General features: G+C 46.9%; 12 protein-coding genes and 1 riboswitch. Of the genes, 6 read left to right on the top strand and 6 right to left on the bottom strand.

Annotated features, from left to right (window positions below; all coding sequences use genetic code 11):
• Positions 1 to 40: 40 nt before the first annotated feature.
• Complete coding sequence (locus tag HGH92_RS04005; protein WP_168869460.1) at positions 41 to 3,646, bottom strand: hypothetical protein; 3,606 nt, start codon at positions 3,644 to 3,646, stop codon at positions 41 to 43.
• A gap of 175 nt (positions 3,647 to 3,821) precedes the next feature.
• Positions 3,822 to 4,370 carry a GNAT family N-acetyltransferase gene (locus HGH92_RS04000; RefSeq protein ID WP_168869459.1) on the bottom strand — a complete coding sequence of 183 codons (549 nt, stop codon included), beginning with the start codon at positions 4,368 to 4,370 and terminating at the stop codon, positions 3,822 to 3,824.
• Positions 4,371 to 4,643: 273 nt separating this feature from the next.
• Between HGH92_RS04000 and HGH92_RS03995 the strand changes: the two genes are divergently transcribed.
• From HGH92_RS03995 to HGH92_RS03985, 3 genes are all read left to right on the top strand, one after another.
• Positions 4,644 to 4,967, top strand: a complete 324-nt coding sequence (locus HGH92_RS03995; RefSeq protein ID WP_168869458.1) for an Imm51 family immunity protein — start codon at positions 4,644 to 4,646, stop codon at positions 4,965 to 4,967.
• A 90-nt stretch (positions 4,968 to 5,057) separates the two neighbouring features.
• Positions 5,058 to 5,855, top strand: coding sequence for an alpha/beta fold hydrolase (locus tag HGH92_RS03990; RefSeq protein ID WP_168869457.1), 798 nt, complete (start codon positions 5,058 to 5,060; stop codon positions 5,853 to 5,855).
• Between the two features lie 170 nt (positions 5,856 to 6,025).
• Positions 6,026 to 7,216: a hypothetical protein gene (locus HGH92_RS03985; protein WP_211092531.1), complete on the top strand. Its 1,191-nt coding sequence runs from the start codon at positions 6,026 to 6,028 to the stop codon at positions 7,214 to 7,216.
• A 42-nt stretch (positions 7,217 to 7,258) separates the two neighbouring features.
• On the opposite strand, the gene HGH92_RS03980 is transcribed toward HGH92_RS03985, so the two are convergent.
• Together HGH92_RS03980 and HGH92_RS03975 are read right to left on the bottom strand one after the other, a co-directional pair.
• Complete coding sequence (locus HGH92_RS03980; protein ID WP_168869456.1) at positions 7,259 to 8,776, bottom strand: S41 family peptidase; 1,518 nt, start codon at positions 8,774 to 8,776, stop codon at positions 7,259 to 7,261.
• Positions 8,777 to 8,895: 119 nt separating this feature from the next.
• A complete protein-coding gene (locus HGH92_RS03975; protein WP_211092530.1) occupies positions 8,896 to 10,170 on the bottom strand; it encodes a DUF5074 domain-containing protein in 1,275 nt (424 codons plus the stop codon).
• Positions 10,171 to 10,364: 194 nt separating this feature from the next.
• Positions 10,365 to 10,572, bottom strand: a riboswitch (cobalamin riboswitch).
• A gap of 101 nt (positions 10,573 to 10,673) precedes the next feature.
• Between HGH92_RS03975 and HGH92_RS03970 the strand changes: the two genes are divergently transcribed.
• The gene (locus HGH92_RS03970; RefSeq protein ID WP_168869454.1) at positions 10,674 to 11,690 is read left to right on the top strand and encodes a hypothetical protein; all 1,017 of its coding nucleotides are present in this window, start codon (positions 10,674 to 10,676) and stop codon (positions 11,688 to 11,690) included.
• Positions 11,691 to 11,700: 10 nt separating this feature from the next.
• On the opposite strand, the gene HGH92_RS03965 is transcribed toward HGH92_RS03970, so the two are convergent.
• Positions 11,701 to 12,147 (bottom strand): SRPBCC family protein, encoded by a 447-nt coding sequence (locus HGH92_RS03965; RefSeq protein ID WP_168869453.1) that lies wholly within the window; start codon positions 12,145 to 12,147, stop codon positions 11,701 to 11,703.
• Positions 12,148 to 12,258: 111 nt separating this feature from the next.
• Here HGH92_RS03965 and HGH92_RS03960 point away from each other — a divergent pair, with 111 nt between their 5' ends.
• Complete coding sequence (locus HGH92_RS03960; RefSeq protein ID WP_168869452.1) at positions 12,259 to 12,834, top strand: hypothetical protein; 576 nt, start codon at positions 12,259 to 12,261, stop codon at positions 12,832 to 12,834.
• Positions 12,835 to 12,890: 56 nt separating this feature from the next.
• On the opposite strand, the gene dxs is transcribed toward HGH92_RS03960, so the two are convergent.
• Positions 12,891 to 14,804: a 1-deoxy-D-xylulose-5-phosphate synthase gene (gene dxs / locus HGH92_RS03955; RefSeq protein WP_168869451.1), complete on the bottom strand. Its 1,914-nt coding sequence runs from the start codon at positions 14,802 to 14,804 to the stop codon at positions 12,891 to 12,893.
• A gap of 79 nt (positions 14,805 to 14,883) precedes the next feature.
• Here dxs and HGH92_RS03950 point away from each other — a divergent pair, with 79 nt between their 5' ends.
• Positions 14,884 to 16,290 (top strand): PLP-dependent aminotransferase family protein, encoded by a 1,407-nt coding sequence (locus HGH92_RS03950; RefSeq protein ID WP_168869450.1) that lies wholly within the window; start codon positions 14,884 to 14,886, stop codon positions 16,288 to 16,290.
• Positions 16,291 to 16,303: the final 13 nt, after the last annotated feature.

Below are 16,303 nucleotides of genomic sequence, written 5' to 3'. Positions count from 1 at the left end.
CTACAAATGTTAGTAGAATAAGGATTTACGAACGTACGGACTACTTTGGCAGGCAATCAGTGGCCTGTCCGTAATAGTTATAACAGAGCATTTTCAGGATTCTGTTATCTGCGTCACGTATAATCTGTAATCGTCCCAGTTTGTCATAGGAGTATTTTCTCAGGATGTTGACCGGAGAATTCTCAGACGTCATCCCTACCAGCGGGAGATAGCTGAAAGTGCTTATCATCGCTCCTTTAGGATATATGGCAATATCGTCAACAGGATCTGTTGAACTTATTGTGGGATTGTTACCGGTTAAAGTCTGGACTACTTTTTTCCAGCTGCCGCCAATATACTTCCAGTAGGAGAGGAGGTATTCTTTATTATCTGGTTTTACAAAACTGATAGCCAGTGTGCCTCTGAAAGATCTGTTCCCCTGATGTGCTACATCGGCGGCTACGCCTGCCAGCGTGCTGTTTTCAAATCCTTCGTAATAGATTTCACCAGCTTCGGCGTTATCGGCTTTCATGACCGGATAGGCATCGTTATAGCCCCATACAAAGGAGGATGTGAAGCTGCTACCGGCACTCATAGACCTGATATTGCCCAAAACATCGTAGGATTTATAGATAACAGCGGGATACATGGCCTTACCCAGATTGGAGGTGAAAACGGTATCAGGCCTGATGATCCTGCCATTGTTATACCAGTCTTTGAAGCTGACGGTTGTTTTGCTCCGTTGTACACCGTTGACTACATTTTCTTCCTCTACCACCGGTAAGATCATATTCCGGTCTATCATCTTCCGGAAAATTCCTTGCGGGTCCTGTCCAGCCCATACTTTATCAGACGGGTATTTCAGACTGGTGACAGCGGTCTCGTTCCTGCTGTTGGTCCGTTCTTCCCTCGAAATCATCTGATTGGAAGAATTGTAGAAATAGTTCGTGGTGGTCGTCACACTGTCTTTCATCAGTGTTTTACTGGCCAACGTTACCCATGGTGAATTAACATCGTAGTAGCTATATCCGAATTCATAGATCCTGTTTTCGATTCTTTCTGCATCAGTATAGGTCCTGGCGCAACAAGTTTTCAGCGAGTCGGCCAGGCGCACTACTTTCAGGTACCTGGAAGTAACGAGGTTCGGATCATTCGGTTGGTCATTTAGATTGTATTTGTTGATTTCCTGTTCCACCACTTTTTCAGTACCTGTTGGTGAAATGGCAATGACATCTTTTTGCAGGAGCAGGCCTCTGGCATAACTACGGTCAATTAAAGGGAACTGAAGACCCCAGCCATCTCCTTCAAAACCATTGTAGATGCCGTTCATATTGACGCTGCTGTAGCCGTTGGAGGCGGTGCTATAATAATAATCTGTTCTTCCGGTCTTTCCGCTGCCGTCAACTACAGATTCCGTTACTTTATCGTAGCCTACATATCCGCCGCCGCTCATGCCTAATACATTTACCGGTGAGGAACTGAAAGTGCCGACCATGATCTGGGAAAAGCTGCAGGACTGTTGCCCGTTGGCATCGTACATTGGTCCGCAGGAGAATGCTCTTCTGCCAATGGAGTAATTGACCGGCGTGCTGATCATTGTACCAGAGGATATTTCCTGTGGCTTACCATCCTGCATAGCAGTTTTCGTATAGGTGTATTGCTTTTTAGTCAGTACTTCGTTTTTTTGATTATAGGTGGTCATTTCCTTTATCCTGATACCACCAGCGGTATTATACTGCGCCTGGGATTCTGTGGTAGGCGGATAATACTTCTGGTATTCGTAGGAAACAGAAATATCCGGCATCCTTGGGTATACTGGGCATCCTCCAAATCTTCTGATGCAGACAATTTCCAGCACAAATTTCATTTGACCCTCCGGAAAACTCGGGAAATATCCTTCTGACTGAAGATGGAGATTTTCTGTACCATCGTCGTTATAGGTTGGATTGCTCTGCAGTTTGTCGTCATGGGCGTTCCATGTATAGAATACGCTTTCCTTTCCCGTTTTATCAATGGAGTAAATGGTAAACCTTGGAAGCCAGGCATCTTCGGGTTCTACACCTCTTGTGTAATTATGTACGTCTATAAACATCCGGCATGCTCCGGCTACGCGCTCGTTCGAGTTAATAACAGCCACTGTGGACCGGGACCCTATAAACGTAGCAGTACTGGAAAAGCCTCCGGGTGCTACATAGCCGGGTATTTCCTTCGGTGGTTCGGCAGTACGGTCATAACGGTTTACCTCATAGGTGAAGGTGGTGGACCCGCCGGTAGGATATTTGATCCTGGTCAGGCTTCCGGTGGCCGCCTGGTTAGTTGAGATTCTGTCGGCCTTGGCTAAGGGGAACGGATTCCGGAATTTGGTCATGGCCGGATGACTTTCGATCAGGTTGGTATTGCTGTTGGCGCCGTTATAATATCCCCATCTGTCCTGCGCATCGGAAAAGCGGTTCGGCATGGCGTTTTTATCATATTCGAAGGAGTAATAATCCTGCGTCACTTCCGGTGCCGGCCGTTGTACGATGCTCATCAGATAGGGCCTGTAGGCGTTATTATCATATTTGAGCTCATATTTGTTGATAATATCCTGCTGATTATTGCGGACCACAATGCTGTCCAGTAACACGCCCGAAATATCCGTCCTTCTTGTGTTGGCATAGAAGTCGATCCGCCCGTCTTTCCAGGTGATGGCACTGAGCCTGGTTTTCCCGCTAACGGCGTTGGTGGCTGCACCCGGACCGTTAGTGCCATAATATCCGAAGCCGGCATTTTCCAGCATGGTCGTGGTCAGAAAATCGTTGGGGACTACTTGTGGCAATACCAGTGCCTGGGAGCCTTTTACGGAGTAATATTCGCTTTTGGCATCATAGGAGAAGACAATGCTGTCCTGCTTATTGGGAGAGACGATCTTATTCAGGTACCATCCGTTCAGGGTGCTTCTGCGGACCATTTTATCATCATCCTGGTAAACAGTGGTCTCCTGTGCCCCGTCCTGGCCGAGAAAATAGGTAACACCATTGTCATCCAGTATTTCCCAGTAACGCTCACTGAGATTCCCGGAAATGAACGCAGGATAGTGTACCACTTTCAGGTTGCTGACAGGCATAGATTTCATGCTGCCGTCTTTATCTATAAAGAACTTTCCGGATTTGCCGGCGAAGTTAAAGAAGTACCAGTCCGGCTCTGTGTCATAAGGTGTGACGCCGGTCTGACTGGCTTCACTTAAAATTTTGTAGTCCCTGGGCTGCCTGGCGTCAAACACTTTCGGAAAGTTGTCGAGTTCCGTACGCGTTCTCATATAGCCGTTCATTTCATCGTCAGGGATGCCCTGTACGGTGCGGGTGATCATCCCGCCGGCTTCCAGTGCCCAGCCGGTACCTACCCATGAAGCCACATCTTCCACTTTAATACCGGAAGCGTGGTACGACAACTGTACCGGCAATGACAGGTCTCGCTGTGAAATCGTGTAAAACGGAACGCTGATGTTGGTCGTGCCCGTATGCAGGCTGACCGGCCATTCCCCATACCGCCCCAGCGCTGATGCTTCAGGGGACGAAGGGATCACTTTTACAGGCTCCTTTAAGGGAGGTCGTTGGCCCTGGCCCAGGACAGATAAGGTTCCAAACAATGTGCTGCCACATAGCAGTATGCTCAGTATTTTTTTCATCGTACAAGAATATGTCCTGCTGCACATAGGTTTGCAGCGGACGCATAGCATGGTTATCAAAAATGTATTTCTACGAAAAAATAGGATACGCTATTTTTTCGGCGGCGTAAAGTACTCTCTTTTTTACACCCAGCCAAAAATGATGACTTTGATTATCAGGGGATAAGAAGGGCAATTAGTAATTACAGGAATACACATACTCCATACCGTCAATTTCATCCATCACTTCGTCCACTTTGGTGAAACCAAGGGACTGCACGAGGTTCATGGAAGGCAGATTATCCGGAGACACGGAAGCAATAAAACGGTTCACATGAAAATAAGTGCGTGCCCAATCAAAGGCTGCTGTCACGGCTTCGCGGGCGTAGCCTTTTCTCCGGTAAGGCGCCAAAATCTGGTAGCCTACTTCTACGGCGCCTTTCATATACTCCTTTGATGCATTGAGGTCAGGGGCGGCATGAAAGCGGATAAGGCCGATGGCCTTCATCTCCCCGGTAAGTATGATAGCCCTGGAAGACCAGGGAGCGTAGTGGGTGTTCGCTGCCAGTTGCTGCTGTTCGTGCTGCAGACTGCTGGGGTGTTCCAGGAAAGCCTCGGGCACAGCTGCTCCCAGCAGTTGGGATGCTTTGGCCAGGTCGGCGGCGAGGCAGGCGTTCCTGACTTCATTTCCCAATAACCGGAGCGTTAATCTTTCGGTGATAATATCATCTGATGCTGAAGGCATGCAATTATTGTTTTAGGCGGTTATTCCCGCAATGTAGGTATTTTGGACGGGATGCACAGCTGTGATCACTTTATGGATGGAGTTATCGCAGTCGCCTTCGCCATACATGGAAATCTGCTATAGGCATGACCGTTATAATATCTTACCTTTAAAAAATGAAAATGTTTAGCATTGCACCGGCAGGTAATGACATCGCGCAAAACAATATGCCGGCGGAATACAGAGAGTGTATAAAAGCTAACGGAGAAGAACTTTTTAAAGCATTAGAACAATATGGACATTAAAGATTTTGAAGCAGCCATCAAACCATTTTTTTGGGTGAAATATGAAGACACGTTTTCTGTGTGCCTGGATGCCGGAGAATATAAGGCTGCTATTTTTGACACCTGGGAAGAGGAAGGCATCGAAGGCGTTGAAGGCAATGGATATGACTGGGAATCCCTGGCAATAGGTTTTTTGGCAGAACGGCCGGCACTGGCGGGTGAGATTAGTTTCGATCCGGAAGCAGGTATGTTCTGTGCTTATTCATCCAACGAAGCGGCGTTACGGGAATTTATCCTCGGGTTTAAAGATGCCTTTGAAATAAAATTGAGGTGATACTGTGGCGATGAGGTATTAGTTGATACCGCAGAGATGGTGAAAAATGGAAGGGTGATATATCGACATGAAACCGGAAAAAAACAGACAATGAGTAATTGGAGCACCGCTATCTGTAAAGCCAATAATCTCCGGATACACTACACCAGGACAGGGGGGAACAAGCCTCCGGTGATACTGCTGCACGGCCTTATGACCAATGGCTTATGCTGGACAGGCCTGGCCCGTTCGCTGGAACGCGAATATGATGTGATTATGCCCGATGCCCGCGGGCATGGGCTTTCCGGTGTTCCTGACCATGGCTACCGTTATGATGATCTTGCCAGCGACGTTGCCGGTTTGATAGATGTTTTAGGATTGCCTGCTCCTGTATTGGTCGGGCATTCGATGGGCGGCATGACGGCGGCTGTGGTGGCTGGCCGTAAACCCAATCTGCTTCGCGGCGTAATTTTAGCTGATCCCACATTTCTAAGCCCGCAGGTACAACGTGAAGTGCGCGACAGTGATGTGGCCGATCAACACCGTAAGGTACTTGCCTTGTCGCTGGAAGAATTAATTGCGGATGCCCGGAGAAGACATCCTCACCGGTCAGCGGAAACGCTGGAACTGTTTGCCCGTGCCCGCCTTCAAACCAGCATGGCGGCATTTGACGTGCTGACGCCGCCCAACCCTGATTACAAGCAGCTGGTAAGCAGGATCGATATCCCCGCCCTTCTTTTGTTTGGTGACAGAGGAGTGGTATCTGCTACTGTTGCAGAAGCATTGCAGCGCGTTAACTCCGGGCTACAGGTGGCACAGTTGGAAAACGCCGGTCATAGCCTGCATATGGACCAACCGGATCGATTTGTTGTGATTGTCAAAACATTTTTGGACCAATTGATGTATTGATAAAGTCATGTGGCGATCGGTGTAGTAGATAACAGATCTTGTATACCGATTCATAGTTATGTTTTTGGGATTATTTCCCATTTTTAAAGTAAATGATTGATGATCAGGAGTAAGCATACTTATGGCCTGTAGTTTGTAGTGCTACATATTATCTTTAAAAAATATAATCAATGAAGCAATTTTTCGTTTTGATTGTCTGTGCAATATTTGGATGCCTTAATATAGCAGTTGCCCAAAGCAGATTGAGCAGGTCGGCACAAATACCCATTGTTGCCTGGTATGGGATACCCCCTGATGAAACCTCAGTGGAACGTTATCAGGAATTAAGGGCATCTGGGGCCAATTATACTTACATGTATTATCGAAGTTTGGAGAGTGCTGAAAAAGCATTAGATGCTGCCGCGAAAACGGATGTGAAATTGATGGTTCGGTGTGCTGAGCTTCAAAGTGCTACCGAGGCTACGGTAAGAAGATTCATGAATCATCCGGGGCTCGCAGGATATTATATTTTTGATGAACCTTCCACGAGGGATTTCCCGATGGTCGCCGAATTGGTGAGGAAAGTACGTAGTATTGATCCAAAGCACTTTGCCTACGTGAATTTATTGCCCAATTATGCAACGAAGCAGCAGTTGGGTATCGACAGCTATCGGGAATATGTGAGAGCATTTATCAGGGAAGTGCCTGTGCAGTGGTTGTCATTTGACCATTATCCCATTCTGGATACTGGCGTCCGCGATATTTGGTACGAGAACCTGGAAATTTTTTCCGCTGAAGCAAGGAATGCCGGCAAGGCGTTCTGGGCATTTGCACTGACAGTAGCACATGGACCCTATCCGATACCCACCTTGTCTCAATTGAGATTACAGGTCTTCAGTAATTTGGCATATGGGGCACAGGGTATTCAGTATTTTACTTACTGTACGCCCTATGAAGAGGGTATGAATTTTCGCAATGGTCCAATTACAAGAGACTTGAAGCGAAGTGATGTTTATTACAATATGCAAGCCGTTAACCGGGAAATAAAAGACTTATCAGGTGTTTTTCTTGGTGCCAAAGTAGTATCAGTGGCACATACAGGAGCCTCAATTCCCCAAGGAACCGTGCCGTTGAAATCATTGCCTGCGCCTATTAAACAGCTTGCTACAAAAGGAACGGGAGCCGTAGTGTCTGTATTAAAGAATGGTAAGACCAACTATCTGGTGATTGTTAACCGGGATTTTAGACAACCAATGGATTTAACGATACGCTGTGGTCCCGGCGTAAAACAGGTACGTAAGAATGGAACGCTGGTAAATGTAGGCACTAACATCAAAACTGTTAATGTAAGTCCGGGGGATATTGCCATTTATATGTTTTGATAAAACTGATTCTTTCTGTCTAACCGTTCAATGGAATGGCGTCTAAAGGGATATCAGGCCTATTGCCGCTTTTATGTCAGGGTCATTATGCGTAACAACATCTGCCGGTGTAAGGTGTATTATCTTGTCTGGTAATATTCCCTGTCCTTTCACCGGGTGTTTTAGCACAGACACGAGTCTTAGTAGTGGAAAATCGACTTGTATGCCGGTATTCGGTAGTGTCAGGTGTTGGATGGTGCCACCGCTGCAGCCCTCTGATCCGCCTCCTGTCTCGCGGCCAATGAATACGGCTTTGCGGCAGTATTGTTTAATCGCCGCCGCTGTATGAGCGCCGGATGAAAACGTGGCGCCGTCTGTCAGTACAAACAGGTTGCCCGTATAATGATCAGTTGGCGCAAGACGGGTGCTGCCCATCAAGTCGCCAAATACAGGCCGAAACCCGACAAGGTAATGCCCGTCTGTTTTTATGTCCCGCGGCTTAAAGCTTTGAGTGAAACTATTGGATATTTCAGGGTTGAAGTAACGTTCGAATGCTGTTTTCGTTGGGTCAGGCACTCTGGACCAGACATCTCCCACCATTTGGAAAGGTGCATCTGCGAGATAGGTCAGTAATTTAGCGGCCACCCTTATATCCCCTCCGGTATTGTGTCTCAGATCAATTATCAGGTTGTTGATACCTTTTTCATGTATCTCACGGAAAGCTTTCTGATAGATGGCGGTGTCTTCATATTGATAAGTATGGACTTCAAAACAGGCCAGGGAGGCGCCAGGTAAATAGCGCAATGGCAGGTATTCAGTTGCCCCGGATACCGCCCACCCATTGTAACTGTCAATTTCTTTCACCGGTTCTGCCTGTGGTATTTTGGAAGAAACCGTATCAACTGTTACGGCTTTCTCACTACCATCTTTCGTACGAATACGGATACGGTAGGGAGGCGCCCACCGGTAGCATTTATTACAGGCATCTTCAAACCCATCGTATTCGCTTAAAAACAGTTCCTTAAAAGTATGGTTGTTGCCATCCATAGCATATAAATCACTGCCGTGGCGAATGATGTCCGCCACAGGTACATCGTTCACGGACAACAGCTCATCGCCGGTATGGAGTGCCTCTACCTGGTGATAGGTAACCCAGGCTTTGTCGTCTTGCACTAAAACCTTGAATGGCAGATGGAATGTTTTATCTCCGGTGTATGGCTTGTAGTTAGCTGAATGTTTGATCTGGGTATGCCCGCATTTTAAAGCACTGACCAAAGGGGAGATTCTGGTAATAAATTCGTCTTCAGACACCGGCTGCCGAAGGGTGCCGGCAATACTGTGATACAGTTTGGCCACGCTGTCTGCCGGGGTATACAGGCCATAAGCCGGATGGATATCTTTGAAAGCCGTGAATAAGACCGACAGGTCCGCCTGCATGCTGTTTTCGGACAACAGCAGCCCGGTGCTATCATTGCCGGGCGTTTTGTCGTGTCCGTTTTGATGGTTGCAGCTTGTCAATACAACAAAAAACAGGGTGATACAAAGGATCACCTGTAGCGGAACTTTCGTTGTTGTTTTCATAATTGTCGGGTATCCTATATTCAGAGGGTAAGATACCTTATAAAGATATCAAGTATTTGTATAATAAAAAGAGGTCGTCTTAATATTAAGACAACCTCCTCTTTCAGTATCCGGTGTATTTAGTTAAAGGATTCGGTGAAGAATATACCAGCAGGAAATTTCGTGTGGTCTTTATAGTTAGCGCTTAAAATATCTTTATTGTTAAAGTTGAACACGCTGATATTATTAGTCAGGTAGTCTCTGCCATAAGCCTTCATGGTGTTCAGGTATACTTCTCCTGTGACCGGATGTACAGCGATATTGTTGTATACGATGTTGGCATTCTGAACGACTGTCTTTGCATCTGCCATAAATTCAGTTGCGCCCATGCTGAAAACGTGGCGGTATATTTTGGTACCGGCGCCGCTGAAATAAAGCGTGTCCCCCTTAGCCGTGATGCCCGGCGTAGCCCCAAAACCTGCGCTCACGCTGCCTGTGATGATATCATTGGCTTTTATCAGGGAGTAGTCCCTGAAATTGATTTTGGAAATTTTAGCAGGTGATCCGGTGGTGGATACCCAGATATTACCGTCACTGGCTCTTACCACACCGCTTACAGACCCTTTCATATCCAAAGCATAGGTGAGCGTGTCCTTATTCGGTTCCACGACATATACTTTAGAGCCGGCGGCGGCAAATATTTTATTGTTGGAAACGGCCAGGGTCAGCTTGGCGGCAGACCGGGAGCCTTTGATAAAGGTGAGGGCTTTGGTGATCGGATTAAATCTGTATAAGCCATTGTTATCACGGATGATGACATTTTCCTCGTTTAACACTGCCACATGCGTAGGCCAGCTTAATGCGGCCAGTTCATCGTTGTAGGCGGCTACCTTTTTAAGCGTTTCCGCATTGGCCACAACGAGCAGGCCGTCGTTGCTAAAAGCGTCGCCTACCGCGTTCTTTTTACCGTTTTGGGAAATGATGTATATTTTGTTGTTGCTGATGAAGAGGTCTTGTGCCACGTTTCCCAGTTGGGTGCCATTGGCCTTAAAGTAAGCACTGTCCGTTATTACGCCTTTGGGACTGATGAATATCAGTGATCCGTTCTCCGTGGTCATGTTGCCCTCATTTAAAATAAAGGTGCCGTATTTGTATTTTCCATATACGGTAACACTTGTCTGGGAGGAGACCTTTTTATTATTGGTGGAAGCGGTGACAGCGATAATATGTTCACCCATGTCCGTTGATACAAATTTAAAAATGGAGTCGGTAGCGGTGGTGCCCTTGCCGTTGACGGTCCAGTTGAAGGTGCTGCCCTGTGGCGCCTTTGCTTTAAACACCAGGGTGTCTTCCTGTGCTACACCGTTTTGAGAAAGCACATTGATGATGGCTACTTCTCCGGTCCCAACCGGCATAGGCTCAGTAGAATCTTTTTTTGAACAGGATACCAATGCGACGGCGACGAACGCCCCAAATGCGAAAACGCTTTTTTTCATAAAATGCTAGTACTAAATGACTGGTTTGATAGCCTATCAGATGACATGCGAAAACAATAAGACGCCGAAATAATTTCAGTGCAAGTTGCATTCAAAGCCCTATCCTCGAAGCTTTAAAAATTATCTGCATTGGCAGGTCTCCTGGCTTGTTCTCACTTCGGACGGCCTTCCCGTTTTTATTCACTAAAAACAGTGGCGAGTAGATGTCCGGGTGTTGTTGCAGAACTTACAGTAGCGGGTCTGCTCAGGATTTACACCTGATTCCCTATTAATTTTAACATCGTGAAACCTATGTTAAAAACCAATTGCGGCGCGAAAGTACAATAAATTATTGAAAAAGAAAGAGGTGCCGTTTGTGTGAACGACTAAAAAAGAATACTTTAGCCAGCTGAATACCAGTTTCTTCAAAAAAGAAAAGAAAGATGATTAACCCAACCACAAACGTATACAGAAAACAACTGATCGAAGGCTTTTCCATTCCCGCGGTTATCCGTAATGGCAGTTATTTTTTTGTTGATATTGATGTTTATGCAGATGGCAGAGTAGACTGCTGGAACTTTGAAGATCTCGCACATTTTAAGGAAGATGTCAGAAGAGGTTGGGTAGTGTTGAATATCCCGGACAATGAAGCTATCTCTATTCATGGACTGGGCAGCTGGACCATCACCAATGGTTCCTGGTTGTTTGATGCGGAAAGTTTTATTGACTATGTGTTGCAGCTGATCAGGATACTCAACCCAACACTGGAAAATATCTACCAATACAGGCAAAAAGTTGTTAATGGTATTAAGATAGGAGAGAGCGCAAACGGAACTGTTTACAAAGAACAAAAAAGAACGGCCAATGATTTTTTTCCTGAAAAAATAGGCGGGGAAAGCATACACCTGTTTTATAAAGTGAGCGAGGAATACCACCTGGTTAAAGTGATCATTTTCCCCGACCTTACCATTCATCTGTCCCGTCTGGAAAAAACGGTATACACCACCCTGGAAGAATTCGAGGAATTAATAACCAAAGGAATAATTTTGTCGGAAGTTCCGGTACATGCTAAAGTCAACATACATGGCCTTGGAAGCTTTACAGTCCAAAAGGAGCAGTATGCCACCGATATCCGGGAGAAATTACTGGAAGTCCGGGACATTATCAGGGAGTTAAAGGGAGAGCCTTCTTCCATCGAAGTTTGCAGAACGGCGTATCAGCAATACCTGGACAATCCAACACTCGAAAATAAGGAGCAGCTGAAGAGCAGTTACGAAGCCGTGCCCGATCATCAGAAAATGTATGTCGGAGATATGGACACCAAAGATGTTGCTGTGAGAATGATCATCTATGGAGAGCAGGAAATTGAAAACTGGTCACATTACCGGGTCGCGAAAGCGAGGGGAGAGAAGTTGCCCGTTATCAATCTTCCTGCACCCAAAGATGAAAGCGATGAATAAGCATTTATTTTTAGTTCCAGTTGTCAACTTTGACATCAACAGGAAAGGGGGCGCCTTTCCCTGTTTCTACCAGTGATTTCAGGCTCATCAGGAATATGGCCCACTTCGTGCTGCAATGGTGCATGAACTCTACCGGCTCTTTCCAGTTCAGATGCTTAAACAGCAGGATGATGTAATCGCCTTCCTGTTTCAGTTCAAAACTGATGGTGGTGCCGATCCATTCCTGCGGGCCATCCAGTACTTCCCATTCCACTTGTGTGGGGGCTTGTAGTTTTTTGACTTTTATATCGAATCCATCATTGCCAAACCGGAATTCGATGATATTGCCCACCTGGTCACCTTCTCCTTTGGTGTCGGTGGTCCACCAGCCGGCAAGTCCGTCCCTTGTTGTAAGTGTGCGGTAAACGTTATCGGGCGAAGCCGTTTTAACGCCCACACGGTGTAAGATGTTCGCCATAGGAAATGTTTTTTTCAAAAGTAGTTTTTTGCGTGAAACTTGGCGGAGGGTGATATGGACAATTTTTAGCGGTGATTTGGACGTTGGAAGGAGATGGGAAATATTAAATATATGATGAAACATAAAGCAATTGTCTTTTTTGTATTTAGCTTAATAGTACTTTCTTGCACAGAAAGGAAATTACGCACCCCTAAAGCGTATCAAAATACCATAAAGCTCGACGCAGATGGTTACGCAAAGCATAAAGGCGTGTTAACGCATCAGATGAGGGAATTGATAACCAGACATGAACAGTCCTTTCACAGTGCCGAATATTATGATTCGACAGCACTACAAATTGATACTATACTGTATAGTAAAGACTATCAAAAGGTAATATTGTTTGTTCTTACGAAAAATCCAGTCAACAGACAGCTTAAGCCTGATAAGAATTATGATTGGTACTATGATGCATTTTGTTATCTGGGGGTACGGCAAGAAGATGGATTCAAATTAAAGTGGATGGACCCGTTCAGTATAATAAATTTCTATGATGGGGAAGCGGCTTCAGAACTTATTAAGGACACGTATTTTACTGAGTTCGCTACACTTAAAGAGGTAAATGGTGAATATAAATACAAATATAACCTTGATGATATGCGGTTTTGGGATGATCCGATTTGGGGAAAGTATTTTGAGAACAACTGATCGTATTATGTATGTCTTATAACAAAAAGCCAGCGTTTACGCTGACTTTGACTTTTTTAATGAATTTGAAAATCAGCTTCCGGCTTCTTTACCCTTCCCGCCACTTCTCTCACCGCCTGAACAATCCCTTTTTTATCATACCCGTACAATTCATGCAGCTGCTGCTGCGTGCCTTGTGTGGCAAATGTGTCCGGCAGTCCCAATCGCTTTAATGTAACGTGATAACCCTGCTCCACCATAAACTCCATCACTGCACTTCCTGCACCTCCCTGTATACAACCATCTTCTACGGTGATCACCGTTGAAAACCTGCTGAACACTTCATGTAGTAATGTCTCGTCCAGTGGCTTAAAGAAGCGAAGATCATAATGTGCTACGTCTAAATGATATGCTTCCAGCTCCTTGCAGGCTGCTGTCACGTATTGTCCCACGGGGCCAAGGGAAAGAATGGCGATATCCCTGCCGGAACGTATTTTACGTCCTTTGCCTATGGCCAGCTTTCTGAAACCGGCAGTTGGAGGCAGGGGCGCTGTCGTCCCTTTAGGGTAACGGACCGCAAACGGCCCGTGGCTTTCACCGGCCTGGGCGGTGAAGAGCAGGTCCCTGAAGTCTTCCGCGTCCATCGGGGAGGCACCGATGATACCGGGCACACATCTTAAAAAAGCGATGTCAAATGCGCCGTGGTGCGTTGGCCCATCCTGACCTGTCACACCGGCCCGGTCAATACAGAAGACGACATTCAGCTTCTGCAGGGCCACGTCGTGGATCACCTGGTCATAGGCGCGTTGTAAGAAAGTGGAGTAGATGGTGCAGTAGGGGAGCAAGCCATCGGCGGCCAGACCGGCAGCAAAAGTTACGGCATGCTGTTCGGTGATGCCTACGTCAAATACGCGTTCCGGCATTTGTTTTTTCATATTGGTGAGCGCGCTTCCGGATAACATCGCGGGTGTTATTGCTATAATTTTCGGATTGCTGTTGGCCAGTGTTATTAACGTATCGCCGAATACCTGCTGAAAAGTGGTGGTGGTGTCTGCATCTAATGTGGCGCCGGTGGCCCTGTCGAATTTTTTGGGCGCATGCCATTTGGCATGGTCGGTCATGGCCGGTGCAAAGCCCTGGCCTTTGGTGGTGACGCAATGCAATAATTTCGGCCCCGGGATGGGCTTCAGTTTCTCCAGTACATGGACCAGCTTCGGCAGGTCATGCCCGTCAACCGGACCGAAATACCGGATGTTCAGCGCTTCGAAGAGATTACTGTAGCGCAGGAGCCCTCCTTTTACGGCTTTCTGAAGTTTCCTGGCCACTTCCACGGGCCAGTTGGCTGGCTGCCCGGGATGTGTTAACAACTTCCTGATGTGCGACTTTAACGCATTGTAATGTTTGCCGGTGGTCAGCTCGGTGAGATAGTTTTGTAGCGCGCCGGTATTGGCGTCGATCGACATATTGTTATCGTTCAGTATCACCAGCATATTAGGCTGTTCATAACCTGCGTTGTTCAGGGCTTCAAAGGCCATGCCTGCTGTCATCGCGCCGTCACCGATCACGGCGATGTGTTGACGGGTGTGATCGCCCCGGTATTTGGCGGCACAGGCCATGCCCAGTATAGCTGAAATGGAAGTGGAAGAATGACCGGTGCCGAAGGCGTCGTATATGCTCTCGTCCCTGCTAGGGAAACCGCTGATGCCCTCCAGCAGCCTGTTGGAATGAAATCGGCTTTTTCTTCCGGTCAGCAGTTTATGCGGATATGCCTGATGGCCAACATCCCAGACCAGTTTGTCTTCCGGAGTGTTGAATACATAATGCAGCGCTACTGTCAGCTCCACTACACCGAGACTGGAACTGAAATGACCTCCGTTCGAGGCAACGTGATCTATCAGGAAAGACCTTATCTCCCCGCAAAGGTGTTGCAGGGAGGTAACGGGCAGGCGCCGTAAATCATCGGGGGTGTCAATATTATAGTGTTCGGGCATTCGACGTTCTTTCCGTCAAATTTAAATCGCTTACTTTTACGGTACAGATACAGATTGTGTATAAATTACCAGTACAGATATGAAGGTGTATAAATTCGAAGCCTTTACCAACGTCATCGAAAAAAACATACGCGAGGGAATTTTCAAGCCCGGGCATAAACTACCTTCTGTCCGCGATCTGAAAGAGCAGTACCAGACAAGCATCAGCACGATACAGCAGGGCTATGAATACCTGGTGGCCTGTGGACTGGTGGAGAGCGTGCCTAAATCGGGTTACTATGTCAGCAACAGACCTGACTTGTCAGACCAGCAGGTGAAGGCCAGACACAGGCCAGTGGTGAGGGACGCCATCTTTAAGCATCATCTTGGCCTCACTACCTCTCTGAAGGAAGGACGGCAGTTCTCAGAATTTAATGTGGCGGCTCCCGGTGATCTGTTGATACCACAGAAATTATTGCTCCGTACCATGCAGCAGGTGATCAGGGAACAAGGCGCTTCGTTGTTACGTTATTACCCTTCAAACGGATCGCCGGCATTAAAGGAAAACATCATTAAAAAAGCAGCTGTCCATCAAACCATTTTAAACCCCGATGAACTGTTGATTACGGACGGTGCCCTACAGGCACTGTACATCGCTTTGTCTGCTGTTTGTAGCCCGGGCGATGTGATTGCTGTGGAAAGTCCTTGTGTGTTTTCTGTCCTGGAAGTGATCAGGGTACTACAGCTCAGGGTGATAGAAGTGCCCGTTGATCCATACGCCGGATTTGATATCGATTTTTTGAAGAAAGCCTGTCGCACCAATGCTATTAAAGCTGTTATTGTAACACCTAATTTTCATAACCCTACCGGGATATTAATGACCGATGAACAGAAGCTGGCGCTGTTGTCTGTAGCCCATCAACACCATGTTGCGTTGATCGAGAACGATGTGTACGGAGACCTGTACTTTCACGGGCAACGGCCTTCTGCGATCAAAAGATTTGATGACAGCGGACTGGTGTTGTCTTATGCATCCTATGCGAAAACACTGGCGCCGGGAATACGCGTGGGTTGGCTGTCGGCGGGTAAATTTATGCAACGTGCCGAGCAGATCAGGTTTGCATTGGGGAGCACCGTTTCCCCCTTGTACCAGGAGACGGCCAGCCGCTTGCTGGCCGGCAACAGTTACGACCGGCATGTTCGCTCCTTCAGAATGCAGCTGGCGAAGAATGCACATCAGGCCATCAATTTATTGTCCGCTTATTTTCCGGAAAAGGCTTCCATCTTTACGCCTTCAGGTGGATATAACATATGGGTAAAGATGCCGGATGATACAGATATGGTCTACTTCTATGACCAATGTGGAAAGATAGGCGTGCGGTTTACACCGGGTTACACCTTCTCGTTTTCAGGCGCTTATGATAAATATTTCAGGTTGGTTTTTGCGGACAGGTTTTCTTCCAAAAGGACGGAAGCGCTTCGGCTGGCCGGCCAGCGGGCACAGTGACCTCTGCGGTGTC

The organism is Chitinophaga varians (assembly GCF_012641275.1).
GTDB lineage: Bacteria > Bacteroidota > Bacteroidia > Chitinophagales > Chitinophagaceae > Chitinophaga > Chitinophaga varians_A.
This window is presented reverse-complemented; position numbering and strand designations above follow the sequence as displayed.

Coding starts and splice junctions, on each gene's coding strand:
- HGH92_RS04000 (WP_168869459.1), bottom strand. CDS start 4,370: ATGCCTTCAGCATCAGATGATATTATCACCGAAAGATTAACGCTCCGG.
- HGH92_RS03965 (WP_168869453.1), bottom strand. CDS start 12,147: ATGGCGAACATCTTACACCGTGTGGGCGTTAAAACGGCTTCGCCCGAT.
- HGH92_RS04005 (WP_168869460.1), bottom strand. CDS start 3,646: ATGAAAAAAATACTGAGCATACTGCTATGTGGCAGCACATTGTTTGGA.
- HGH92_RS03960 (WP_168869452.1), top strand. CDS start 12,259: ATGATGAAACATAAAGCAATTGTCTTTTTTGTATTTAGCTTAATAGTA.
- HGH92_RS03990 (WP_168869457.1), top strand. CDS start 5,058: ATGAGTAATTGGAGCACCGCTATCTGTAAAGCCAATAATCTCCGGATA.
- HGH92_RS03985 (WP_211092531.1), top strand. CDS start 6,026: ATGAAGCAATTTTTCGTTTTGATTGTCTGTGCAATATTTGGATGCCTT.
- HGH92_RS03970 (WP_168869454.1), top strand. CDS start 10,674: ATGATTAACCCAACCACAAACGTATACAGAAAACAACTGATCGAAGGC.
- HGH92_RS03980 (WP_168869456.1), bottom strand. CDS start 8,776: ATGAAAACAACAACGAAAGTTCCGCTACAGGTGATCCTTTGTATCACC.
- HGH92_RS03975 (WP_211092530.1), bottom strand. CDS start 10,170: ATGCCGGTTGGGACCGGAGAAGTAGCCATCATCAATGTGCTTTCTCAA.
- HGH92_RS03950 (WP_168869450.1), top strand. CDS start 14,884: ATGAAGGTGTATAAATTCGAAGCCTTTACCAACGTCATCGAAAAAAAC.
- HGH92_RS03995 (WP_168869458.1), top strand. CDS start 4,644: ATGGACATTAAAGATTTTGAAGCAGCCATCAAACCATTTTTTTGGGTG.
- dxs (WP_168869451.1), bottom strand. CDS start 14,804: ATGCCCGAACACTATAATATTGACACCCCCGATGATTTACGGCGCCTG.